This window comes from Allobosea sp. 117, assembly GCF_000702305.1.
Taxonomy (GTDB): domain Bacteria; phylum Pseudomonadota; class Alphaproteobacteria; order Rhizobiales; family Xanthobacteraceae; genus Ancylobacter.
Genome location: NZ_JNLC01000012.1, coordinates 94727 through 106807, shown reverse-complemented (window position 1 = coordinate 106807; position 12081 = coordinate 94727). Strand labels below are relative to the sequence as shown.

Here is a 12081-nt window from a genome sequence, read left to right as displayed (position 1 = left end):
GATAATCAACGTGAGGACAGTCGCGCGGTTCATAACCGGAGACTTTCCATGCGCGTTCTCGTCACCGGCGCCACCGGCTTCGTCGGCTCGGCCATTGTCCGGGAGTTGATCGGCGCGGGCCACAAGGTGGTTGGCCTCGCCCGATCGGAAGCCGGCGCCGCCGCTCTTCGTGCGGCGGGCGCCGAGGTCCATCGCGGCTCGCTCGAGGATCCTGAAAGCCTGCGCGCCGGTGCGGCCTTGGCGGACGGGGTGGTCCACACCGCCTTCAACCATGACTTCTCCCGCTTCGCCGAGAACTGCCGGGCCGACCGGCGCGCCATCGAGACGCTCGGCGCCGCGCTTGCGGGAACCGAGCGCCCTCTGCTGGTCACCTCGGGTCTTGCCGATCTGGCTTCGGGCCGCGTCGCGACAGAGGCCGATGCGGTGAGCACCGATCTCGCCTATCCGCGCCGATCGGAGGTGGCCGCGGTCGCGCTGTCGGAGCGCGGGGTTCGCGCAGCGGTGGTCCGGCTTCCGCCATCGACGTATGGCGAAGGCGATCACGGGTTCGTGCCGATCCTCATCCGCCTGGCGCGCGAGAGGGGCGTCTCGGCCTATGTCGGCGAGGGCCTCAATCTCTGGCCCGCGGTGCACCGCCTCGACGCCGCCCGGATCTACAGGCTGGCGCTGGAGCGGGGTGCAGCCGAAGGTCCGTATCACGCGATCGCCGAGGAGGGCGTGCCGTTCCGGGAGATCGCGAGCGTGATCGGCCGCCGCCTGAACCTGCCGGTGATCGGCGTGCCGGCACAGGAGGCGGCGGGGCATTTCGGCTGGTTCGCGTCCTTCGCCGCGATGGACGTTCCGGCGTCGAGCGCGCGGACGCGGGCGCTGCTGGGCTGGGCGCCCGAGCAGCCGGGGCTTCTCGCCGATCTCGACCGGCCGAGCTATTTCGCGGGCTGAGAGGGCCGTCCACGCGCCGGCGGGTGGACGCTCGCCGGCCCTTCCCTCCGGCGCCTGGCCGCCCCATATTCCCGGCCATGGCCAAAGCTGCTCGTCCCGGCGGATTCGCGGAGCGCTCTCAGCGCGCCTTCGAACCCGCGCAATCCGCCACGCTCGATCCCGCGCTCGCCGAGAAGCTCGGCGTGGCGCCGACCTCGGGTGCCTCCGCCACCGTCGCCGCGCTGTCGGCGCTGATCGAGGGCGGACGCCCGGAGGTCGACGGGCAGGTGTGGGTGCCGCACCGCCCGGCGCGGCCGGACAAGTCCGAGGGCGGCGTCAAATTCGTCATCAAGTCGGACTATGCGCCGGCCGGCGACCAGCCGCAGGCGATCGACGAGCTGGTCGCGGCGGCGCGGCAGGGTGAGCGGGACCAGGTGCTGCTCGGCGTCACCGGCTCCGGCAAGACCTTCACCATGGCCAATGTCATCGAGCGGCTGCAGCGCCCGGCGCTGGTGCTGGCGCCGAACAAGACGCTGGCGGCGCAGCTCTATGGCGAGTTCAAGAGCTTCTTCCCCGACAACGCCGTCGAGTATTTCGTCTCCTATTACGACTACTACCAGCCGGAAGCCTATGTGCCGCGCACCGATACCTTCATCGAGAAGGAATCGTCGATCAACGAGCAGATCGACCGCATGCGCCACTCGGCGACCCGCGCGCTGCTGGAGCGCGACGACGTCATCATCGTCGCCTCGGTGTCCTGCATCTACGGTATCGGCTCGGTCGAGACCTATGCCTCGATGACCTTCAAGATCGAGGTCGGCGACCGCATCGACCAACGCGGCATCCTCGCCGACTTGGTGGCGCTGCAATACAAGCGCATCCAGGGCGATTTCGGGCGCGGCACCTTCCGGGTGCGCGGCGACGTGATCGAGATCTTCCCGGCGCATTACGAGGACCGAGCCTGGCGCGTCTCGCTGTTCGGCGACGAGGTGGAGAGCATCCAGGAGTTCGACCCGCTCACCGGGCAGAAGTCGCAGGACCTGAAATTCGTGAAGGTCTATGCGAACTCGCATTATGTGACGCCGCGCCCGACGCTGATCCAGGCGATCCACGGCATCAAGGCCGAGCTGAAGCACCGGCTGGAAGAGCTCAACGCCATGGGCCGCTTCCTCGAGGCGCAGCGGCTGGAGCAGCGCTGCACCTTCGACCTCGAGATGATGGAGGCGACGGGAAGCTGCGCCGGCATCGAGAACTATTCGCGCTGGCTGACCGGGCGCCGCCCCGGCGAGCCGCCGCCGACGCTGTTCGAATATGTGCCGGACAACGCGCTGATCTTCGTCGACGAGAGCCATGTGACGGTGCCGCAGATCGGCGCCATGTATCGCGGCGACTTCCGGCGCAAGGCGACGCTCGCCGAATACGGCTTCCGCCTGCCAAGCTGCATGGACAACCGGCCGCTGCGCTTCGAGGAATGGGAGGCGATGCGCCCGCAGACGGTGCATGTCTCGGCCACTCCCGGCCCATGGGAGATGGACCGCACCGGCGGCGTGTTCGTCGAGCAGGTGATCCGCCCGACCGGTCTCGTCGATCCGCCGGTGGAGGTGCGCCCGGCGCGCACGCAGGTCGACGACCTGCTCGGCGAGGTGAGGGAGGTGGCGGCCAAGGGCTACCGCACGCTGGTGACGACGCTGACCAAGCGGATGGCCGAGGACCTGACCGAATATCTGCATGAGAACGGCATCCGCGTGCGTTACATGCACTCGGACATCGACACCATCGAGCGCATCGAGATCATCCGCGACCTGCGCCTCGGCGCCTTCGACGTGCTGATCGGCATCAACCTGCTGCGCGAGGGGCTCGACATCCCCGAATGCGGGCTCGTCGCCATTCTCGACGCCGACAAGGAGGGCTTCCTGCGCTCCGAGACCTCGCTGGTGCAGACCATCGGCCGCGCCGCGCGCAACGTCGACGGCCGCGTGGTGCTCTATGCCGACAACATCACCGGCTCGATGGAGCGGGCGATGGCGGAGACCGAGCGCCGCCGCACCAAGCAGATCGCCTGGAACGTCGAGCACGGCATCACGCCGGAGAGCGTGAAGAAGGCGATCGGCGACATCCTCAACAGCGTCTATGAGCGCGACCATGTGACGGTCGACAGCGGCCTCGCCGAGGCGCCGGCCGCCTATGGGCACAATCTCGCGGCGGTGATCGCGGACCTTGAGAAGCGCATGCGTGCGGCCGCGGCCGATCTCGATTTCGAGCAGGCGGCGCGGCTGCGCGACGAGATCAAGCGGCTGCAGGCTACCGAGCTCGCCGTCTCCGACGATCCGCTGGCGCGTCAGGACGCGATCGACGACCGCACCGGCGGCTATCGCGGCGAGCGCAAATATGGCCGTTCGGCCAATCTGCCGGAGAAGAAGGCGCGTGGCGGACGATCGGGCGTACGTTCCTCGCCGGGTCACGTATCGTCCGGCCACGAGGCGCGGGCGGACGAGGCGCAGGCGGCCTATGATGCGGGAGCGGGCGAAACCTTCCGCTCGCGCGTCGTGCGTCCTTCGCTGGATGACATGGGCCCCGGCACCGACCGCGCCGAGCCGCTCGGCGCTGACGGCTGGAACCGTCCCGCGCGGCCGGACCCGATGACCAAGGGCCATCGCAAGGGCGGGCGGCGCAAGGGGCGGTGAGGCACTGGTGGTAAGCGACGGAGTGAGCCGGGAGGGAAAAGGGCGAGATGCTATTCTAGCAAATCCCCTGCAAGTCCGGAGCGGCTGTGCCGGGAAGAACCTTGTATAGGGAACTCGCTGTCAGAGCCTGACGACTGACAATCAAGGATTATGGTGGGTTGCATTTTGCCTTTCAACCCAGCCCTGCCGTTTATAACGGTCGCAGCCGACGCGGTCGGCAGCACGCACTGGTCACACGCCGTAAACGATCCGATTGAGGCGAGTCACTAGATTCTCGATAAAAGCCGTACAGTTGTTGGCATAGCTGGGCTGCATGGGGCGAACAGACCCAGTGGCTTCGCGGTCTCCCTCATGCGCAATTTGATTTCGACGCTTTACGTAATTCGCCAACAATCTCTTAAGGTCATCGGCGGAGCTGTTTGGCCCTGGCCACGTCGCAGCGACAGCATCGAACACGTTTGAATGACCAATAATAGCGTACGCCCCCTGTACTTTCTCAGGTGCTTGGTAAGAGCTGAACGCAAGAACTTTTTCATTCAGGCGTTTCGTGAGTTCGATTTCCCCACTTGGACTGATGATAACCGGAAGCGCCTCGCGAAAACCATCAGAATTCTTGATTGGCAGAATATCAGCCATCGCAGCACAAAGCGCCGACGGCACTGGACTAGCTCTCAGCACGTGAGGTAGACGCTCCAGAATGGCTGCGTGTACATAAGCGTCCAAAGAGGAAATCGCAGCGACAACGGCGGAACGTGGAAGCCACAGCAAGTCGTCATTCCCTGGAGGAAGTTGGCCGCGCCGACCAAGACCACGGAATCTTCGAAGTTCCACGTACATTGCCGTAAGGCTTCTCGCAGATGCGATGCTGTGCTGAAAGTCAGTGAATACACTCAAGTCTCGCTCCCTGGGATTGTAGATTTTCGCCGCACAATCATGGCTGAGTCAGGCCAAGTCGCCAAGGTCCGGCTCGACCTCGATACAATGGCCTGTCCCTAGCATCGAAAGACTCGATCTTTTGAAAGAAGCGGCGATCCCGTCGCAAGTTCGCTACCGGCCACATAGTTGCCTCCCTGCCGCTAACTGAAAGACCGCCCGACCCAACCTCCGCCCGGGTGGAGGAGGGGGCAGATCGTGCTGGTCGGGATGCCTGCCGCGAGCATTGACTCGACTCACGCCGCGGACTCCACTCTCCCGATCGATGCGGTCGGGGGCTCGCAATGACACTCACTCAGGCGGTTTCGTCCGTCTTCAACAAATACGCCACCTTCGAAGGCCGCGCGCCGCGGTCGGAATATTGGTGGTGGGTGCTGTTCATCGTCATCGTGAACTGGGCCACCAGCCTGCTGGATTTCGCGGTGTTCGCCGGATACGCGCTCTACCGCTTCGGTGACACCCAGGCCTTCACGCCGATCACCTCGCTGGTGGGGCTGGCGCTGCTCATCCCCTCCATCGCGGTCGGCGTGCGGCGCTTCCACGACATGGACCGCACCGGCTGGTGGATCCTGATCGGGCTGACAGGCATCGGCGCCTTTGTCATCTTCTTCTGGTTCATGTTCAAGGGCACCGAAGGCCCCAACCGTTACGGGCCCGATCCGCTCGGCCCGGCCTGAGCCATAAAAAATCCCCGGCCGAGAGGCCGGGGATCGGGAAGGCACAACGGCTGGAGAGGAGATCCGCCGCGCCGGAGGAGCGGAGCCGCTGAAGGCGGCTCAGCCCTGCTGGATGGCGCTGACCTTCCACGCGCCGCCGGGGCGGCGCACAAAGGTCCAGAACTCGGTGGCCTGTGTCGGGCGGTCGGGGTCGCCCTGCACCAGCCGGCCGGTGGCGCGCTCGACCAGCGCGTCCTTCAGCTCGTAGCGCATGGCGACGGTCGCGTATTCCGAGGTGCCGCCCTCGTCCGGCTCGCTCCAGGCCTCGGAGAGGTCGCCCTGCAGCAGCTTGACGTCGGAGAGGCGGTTGACGAGGCCGTCGCGGGCAAGCTCGTCGAGCTCCTCGCCGATATAGCCGGCCATCTCCGGGGTCAGCAGGCGATCGAGGGTGGCGCGGTCGTCGCGGCCATAGGCCTCCTGCACCTCGCCGAGCGTGCGCTCGAAGCTGTCGAAGTCGCTCGCCGCGAGCTTCAGCGGCTTGCCGCGCGGGCCGGTGCCAAAGCCGGCGCGGGCCGCGCCGTCCGGCGCACCCATCGCGCTGCCGGAGGCTGCGCCTTCCGCGTGCGGATCGCGCGACATTGGGCCCGGTCGCGGGCCGGCGGGGCCGCCCGCATAGGAGGGCTGCTGGTTGCGCGAGCGCCACCAGCCGAGGACGAGCCGCGCCACGATGACGATCAGCACCATCTGCAGGACGAAGCCGAGAATGCCGGCGAGGCTGCCGAGGCCGGAGAAGAAGCCGGTGCCCATCAGCAGGCCGAAGATGCCTGCGCCGAGCAGGCCGCCCATGAGACCGCCCATCAGGCCGGGACGGTTGAACAGTCCGCCGGCCGGCCGCGCGGCCGCGCCGGGCTGCGTTACTCCGGGCTGCGTCGCTCCGGGCTGGGTGGTGTTCGGGGTGGCCGAGCGCTGCATTGGCTGGGCGGTCGGCGCGGTCGGGGTCGGCGCCGGCGTCGACCAAGTGCGGCTGCCGCGGCTGCCGAAGCTGCCGCTGCGCCCGACCCGGGCCTCGGCGAAATCGGTGGCGACCATGAGGCCGGCGGCGAGCGCCAGCACCGCGAGCAGGGCACGCGGCATACGGCGGGTCGTCGGGGAAGCGGGCATCGGTGCTGCTGATTCCATGTGACGCGGCAGAGCGATAGTGCCTGCCGTAAGGTCATCCATATGGGGCGCCCGGCGCGGTTTGTCATCCCGTCCGGTGAACGGATTGCAAATGGGCATCACGGATTCTGGGAGCGCGCGGCGAGAGCGGATCAACCGCGATCGGCGATTTTCCTGCCGCGATCACGTTTGCGTGCGGACCGGCAAGACGCCGGAAACTTCCCGTGTCCAGGCTGTTGCCTCGCAGCGTGAGCGGCGCCGACGCAGGCGTCGCCCGGCGGACAGGGAGCTCCCCGGAAGGGGCGCATAACAGGAGGCGCCTTCCGGGCGCACGACAAATGGGCCGAATGTGCCTTAATCTGCTGCTCGGCCTCTCGCCGGTGCTGCTGCCGTTCGCATTCCTGCTGATCGGCGTGAGCTGACGAGGCCTGTCTGACCCTGCGGGATCAGAATCCGAGCCGCGCCTCGATGGCGGCGATGGAGCCGGCCGGCATGTTGCCGGATGCCGGGGTCCCCGCGTTCTTCCGCTCGGGCGCATCAATGGCGTCGGCGCGGCGCGCCGGCGTGCTGATAAAGGTCCGGGCCGGACGTTCCGCGGTGGCGGCGCCACCTTCCGGACCATTGGAAACTCTGGCCATTTCAGCCTCCTTTACACTCACTGCCACTCTCAACTCCTGAGGCATGCGCGCCCCGGTGCTGCTGTTCGACGGCGACCGGGAAAGCACGCTCACCATGCCGTCCTTGTACGAGGCTTGGCCTGAACCCCGTCTGAGCGGCCCGTTCATATAGGAGCCCGATCGGTTCAGCATCGCGGCGAGGATGCGGCGGATCGAGGAATTGCCGTGGCGTAATCCCGGCGATCTGCCGCAGCGAGGGTGGCATCGCTGTCGTCGACGGCATGCTAATTGCTATGTTGATTTCGGTCAGCGGAGCGTTCCAGCCATGTCACTCGCCCTCCACGTCGCGCAGTCGATTCCTGAGAACGAGCACGACCTCGACATCTCGCTGCGCGACGACATCCGCATGCTCGGGCGGGTGCTCGGCGACACGCTGCGCGATCAGGAAGGCGAGGCGATGTTCGAGCTCGTCGAGCGCATCCGCCGCTTCTCGACGCGCTTTCACCGCGAGGAGGACGAAGGCGCGCGCCACGAGCTGGAAGCGATCCTCGCCGACCTGCCGCCGGATCAGATCATCACCATCGTGCGGGCCTTCAGCTATTTCTCGCACCTCGCCAACATCGCCGAGGACCAGCACGTCATCCGCCGCAACCGCACCGCCGCGGCGAACGGGGAGCTGCGCCCCGGCACGCTCACCCACGCGCTCGGGCATGCCCGCGAGAGCGGCATCCCGACGGCCGAGCTGCGCAAGTTCTTCGAGACGGCGCTGGCGAGCCCGGTGCTGACCGCGCATCCGACCGAGGTGCGCCGACGCTCCACCATGACCCACGAATCGCGCATCGCCGAGCTGCTGGCCGAGCGCGAGCGGATCGACCCGACGCCCGAGGAGCTGGAGAGCGGCGCCGACGAGCTGCGCCGCCGGGTGCTGACGCTGTGGCAGACCAACCTGCTGCGCAAGACCAAGCTGACGGTGCTCGACGAGGTGGCGAACGGGCTCTCCTATTACGAGAGCACCTTTCTGCGCGAACTGCCGAAGCTTTATGCGGCGCTGGAGGACCGGCTGGCGGCGATCGAGGGCCATGGGGAGGGACCGGCGGTCGGTCGTTTCCTGCGCACCGGTAGCTGGATCGGCGGCGACCGCGACGGCAATCCCTTCGTCACCGCCGAGGTGACGGCGCAGACCATGCGCCTGCAATCCGCGGTGGCGGTGAAGTTCTATCTCGACGAGCTCTCCGCGCTCGGCGCCGAGCTCTCCATCAGCACCATCCGCGTGCATGTCTCCGAGGAGTTGCTCGCCCTCGTCGACAGTTCGCCCGATCCCTCGCCGCACCGGCGCAATGAGCCCTATCGCCTCGCCACCACCACCATCGCGGCGCGGCTGAAGGCCACCGCCTTCCGCCTGGAGATCGCCGATCTGGTCGGCATCGCCTACAAGCCGGCGGCGGTGCCCTACGAGAGCGCCGCCGAGCTGAAGGCCGATCTCGACGTGATCGACCGCTCGCTGCGCATGCACAAGTCGGCGGCCATCGCGCGCGGCAAGCTGCGGCACCTGCGCCGCGCGGTCGACTGCTTCGGCTTCCATCTCGCCATCCTCGACTCGCGCCAGAACTCCGACGTGCACGAGCGCTGCGTCGCCGAGCTGTTCGAGGTCGCCGCGCCCGGCACCAACTACAAGGGCCTGCCGGAAGGCACGCGCGTCTCCATGCTGCTGCGCGAGCTGGCGACGGCGCGTCCGCTGACCTCGCCCTTCGCTAAGTACTCGGAGGAGACGCTGGGCGAGATGGCGATGCTGCGCACCTGCGCGCGCATCCACCAGCTTTTCGGCCCCGAGGCGATCCAGACCTGCATCATCTCCAAGGCCGAGGGCGTCTCGGACATGCTGGAGCTGGCGCTGCTCCTGAAGGAGGTCGGCCTCGTCGACCCGGCCGGGACGAGCGCGGTGAACATCGTGCCGCTGTTCGAGACCATCGAGGACCTGCGCAACGCCGCCCGGGTGATGGAGCAGATGTTCCGCCTGCCGGAATATCGCAGGCTGGTCGACAGCCGCGGCTCCATGCAGGAGGTGATGCTCGGCTATTCCGACAGCAACAAGGACGGCGGCTTCGTCACCTCCGGCTGGGAGCTCTACAAGGCCGAGATCGAGCTGATCGAGGTTTTCAAGCGCCATGGCGTCAGGCTCAGGCTGTTCCATGGCCGCGGCGGCTCGGTCGGGCGCGGTGGCGGGCCGAGCTACGACGCCATCCTCGCCCAGCCGGGCGGGGCGGTGCAGGGCGCCATCCGCATCACCGAGCAGGGCGAGATCATCTCCTCGAAATACGCCAATCCGAGCGTCGGGCGCGGCAATCTCGAGATCCTCGCCGCCGCGACGCTGGAGGCGACGCTGCTCTCGGGCGACGCCAAGGCGCCGCGCGACGAATATCTCACCGTGATGGAGGAGCTTTCCGACGCCGCGTTCAGCGCCTATCGCGGGCTCGTCTACGAGACGCCGCGCTTCGAGGACTATTTCTGGGAATCCACCGTCATCAACGAGATCGCGACGCTGAACATCGGCTCGCGCCCGGCCTCGCGCAAGAAGACGCGGCGGATCGAGGACCTGCGCGCCATTCCGTGGGTGTTCTCCTGGGCGCAGTGCCGGCTGATGCTGCCCGGCTGGTATGGCTTCGGCGCTGCGGTCAAGGCATGGCTCGCCAAGCACCCGGACGGGCTGCCGCTGCTGCAGGAGATGTATCGCGAGTGGCCCTTCTTCCGCACCCAGCTCTCCAACATGGACATGGTGCTGTCGAAGAGCTCGATCGCCATCGCCTCGCGCTATGCGCAACTCGTCGAGGACGTGGAGCTGCGCGAGAGCATCTTCGGGCGCATCCGCACCGAGTATCACGACTCGATCGACGCGCTGCTGACGATCTCCCAGCAGCCGAAGCTGCTCGCCGCCAACCCGGTGCTCGACCGCTCGATCCGCTACCGCTTCCCCTATATCGATCCGCTCAACCACGTGCAGGTCGGGCTATTGCGCAAGTACCGCGCCAACGACACCGACGAGAAGGTGCTGCAGGGCATCCAGCTCACCATCAACGGCATCTCGGCGGGGTTGCGGAATTCGGGGTGAGGCAGGCGACGCGCCTGGTAAGGCTGTGCACGGCGTTGCGCCTCGGTCGCGAGGCTATTGCGCCACGATGCGATCACCATCCCAAGAAAATGACCATTCATATATCGCAGGCACAAGAAATTTTGGACAAATGAGCGGTCGATACAGAATCGACAATTCCCTCGTCTGGGCGGCGATCGCGCATGTGCGCGTAACGACGAACACGCATGAATAGGACGATGGACTGAGAGTTCGGCATTTCGTATTCCCGACGTACCGAACACCCAAATGAATCTCGGTCACAGTCGGCCCGAGATTCGGCGTCTTGCTGATGCTCGAGGCTTCCGCGAAAGCATCGGCGAAGAGCTTGGCCATATCGTTGCCGAGCTGAATCGCGGCCCTGTCGACGGCCTTTCTGGGGCGATGAATATTGCATGTTTCGGCGCCATTGACGGAGCAGTCATAGGTTCGGCCAAAGGCGGCCCGATACAGCTCGTCGATCTCGAAATCGCTCGGTGGGCGGCGGCCGATCATCTCGGCCAGTGACCGTCTGTGGCGCGCCGCGTCGGCCGGCGCGATCGCGCCCACCCTCTGAGCAATGTCGAGCACCGTGTCGCACGAGATTAGAACGTCCTCGCGGTCAAATGTCTTGTACTGGAGGTCGCGGATATTGCCGATCAACTCGGCACCGTTCGTCGCAGCGCATTGGTCTGCCGCCTTCGCCCATGCCGCGCGAAGGGCGTCGCTTCCGAGCGGAGCCCCCGCGCCGCAGGTCGCTATGGCGTCCGGATTGCGTTTCAGATCGTCATCGATGCAGTATCGCCACGGCTTTTCCTGACCGTTGCGCTTGTATACTTCCGCGACCGCTCGGCAGCTCGCCGGACTCACGGAAAGAAGCGCGCTTTTCCGGCCACCTCTCAGGTCATAAACGATATATGAGTTATAGAAATCTATGAATTCGACACAGGAATCATTCTTATCGATTATATTTCTGATCGATATTGTGCTTCGTGTTTTATAAAAATGATAGAATATAAGGCAAGATTCAATCTTGAAACCACTGAGATTGCGGGGCGCTTCCTCGCACGGCGCATAGGCGTCTTCAAAGCTTGCGACGATATCGCCTTGATAGTTCTTATGGCGAGGGAGATAGTTCAGAATCTGGTCTTCGGTCAATGGTGTCGATGTATTGTTCGTGATTGCTTTGGCAAGATTTGTTTTGCTCTGCGCCGCTTTTCTCAATCGGGATTCAGCCGACGTTTCATAGATCTTCTGTTCGTCAGCCGACATGCGACGAAAAGAAAAATAAGTGCAGCCCGAGGTGTTCATATCGCCGCGGAACGTGCCGTTGCCAAGTCCGAATCGACCTTTGAATATCGGTATGTCCGGGGAATCCGATGTTATCGAGTAAGCAGCGTTTCCGGATTCCGGCGCGATCGTCGCGCGAGCTCTGTCGACCTTCAGCCGCCCGTCATCGGATAGTCCAAAGCTGATCATCGTGGCGTCAAGGCTGGTGCCGTTCGATATGACGCTCAAGGAAACATGCTTTTCTGTTTCGTTGCAGGCATATGAGCCGCCCCAGCGACCTTCGAATGGAGCGTTGATGTTTCCCGGCGCGGGTGGAGTTTGTGCATTGGCGGATGCAATCATCGCAAGTATGCACAGGCATATGAAGCATGCTCGATAGTATATATTTCTCAAATTATCATTATATACTAATGAAATATCACGTCGTGTTGCCATGGTACATATCGCCGGTCATGCGCTCTGGATGACATCCGAAATATTCGGATGGCGAGCCGCGCCTTGCCAGCCCGGAAATCCACGTCGCTTTCGTCATGGCTTGCGGGTCTCCGCGGATGTCATGCGAGGGGTTCGGCGGATCGTCGGGCGGGCTGTTCGCCGCAGTGTCGCATCCGTGTGGAGTTGCGAAGTGAAGTCGAGCAAGTCTGACGGGTTGCTGCCGCAAATCAAGATGCGGTAAAGCCTTGCAGCGCGCCGATGCCCGAAAAATATGCCGGGATCAGCGG

Annotated in this window: 8 protein-coding genes; 4 read left to right on the top strand and 4 right to left on the bottom strand. The window is 65.2% G+C overall.

All coding sequences use genetic code 11. The features are described from left to right. Positions 1-48 precede the first annotated feature (48 nt). Both U742_RS0109650 and uvrB read left to right on the top strand, forming a co-directional pair. Positions 49-939 (top strand): SDR family oxidoreductase, encoded by an 891-nt coding sequence (locus tag U742_RS0109650; protein ID WP_029352430.1) that lies wholly within the window; start codon positions 49-51, stop codon positions 937-939. A 77-nt stretch (positions 940-1016) separates the two neighbouring features. Next, positions 1017-3602 (top strand): excinuclease ABC subunit UvrB, encoded by a 2586-nt coding sequence (uvrB, locus tag U742_RS0109645; protein WP_029352428.1) that lies wholly within the window; start codon positions 1017-1019, stop codon positions 3600-3602. Positions 3603-3833: 231 nt separating this feature from the next. On the opposite strand, the gene U742_RS23195 is transcribed toward uvrB, so the two are convergent. Further along, positions 3834-4238, bottom strand: coding sequence for a hypothetical protein (locus tag U742_RS23195; protein ID WP_156034185.1), 405 nt, complete (start codon positions 4236-4238; stop codon positions 3834-3836). Between the two features lie 581 nt (positions 4239-4819). Here U742_RS23195 and U742_RS0109640 point away from each other — a divergent pair. After that, positions 4820-5212 (top strand): DUF805 domain-containing protein, encoded by a 393-nt coding sequence (locus tag U742_RS0109640; protein ID WP_029352426.1) that lies wholly within the window; start codon positions 4820-4822, stop codon positions 5210-5212. A gap of 99 nt (positions 5213-5311) precedes the next feature. On the opposite strand, the gene U742_RS0109635 is transcribed toward U742_RS0109640, so the two are convergent. Together U742_RS0109635 and U742_RS0109625 are read right to left on the bottom strand one after the other, a co-directional pair. Next, positions 5312-6325 carry a Tim44 domain-containing protein gene (locus tag U742_RS0109635; protein ID WP_038361132.1) on the bottom strand — a complete coding sequence of 338 codons (1014 nt, stop codon included), beginning with the start codon at positions 6323-6325 and terminating at the stop codon, positions 5312-5314. A 470-nt stretch (positions 6326-6795) separates the two neighbouring features. Next, entirely contained in the window at positions 6796-7080 is a 285-nt protein-coding gene (locus tag U742_RS0109625; RefSeq protein WP_197028224.1) for a hypothetical protein, read from the bottom strand. A 211-nt stretch (positions 7081-7291) separates the two neighbouring features. Between U742_RS0109625 and ppc the strand changes: the two genes are divergently transcribed. Continuing rightward, entirely contained in the window at positions 7292-10072 is a 2781-nt protein-coding gene (ppc, locus tag U742_RS0109620; protein ID WP_029352420.1) for a phosphoenolpyruvate carboxylase, read from the top strand. A 54-nt stretch (positions 10073-10126) separates the two neighbouring features. On the opposite strand, the gene U742_RS23190 is transcribed toward ppc, so the two are convergent. Next, positions 10127-11701, bottom strand: a complete 1575-nt coding sequence (locus U742_RS23190) for a hypothetical protein (protein WP_156034183.1) — start codon at positions 11699-11701, stop codon at positions 10127-10129. Between the last annotated feature and the right edge of the window lie 380 nt (positions 11702-12081).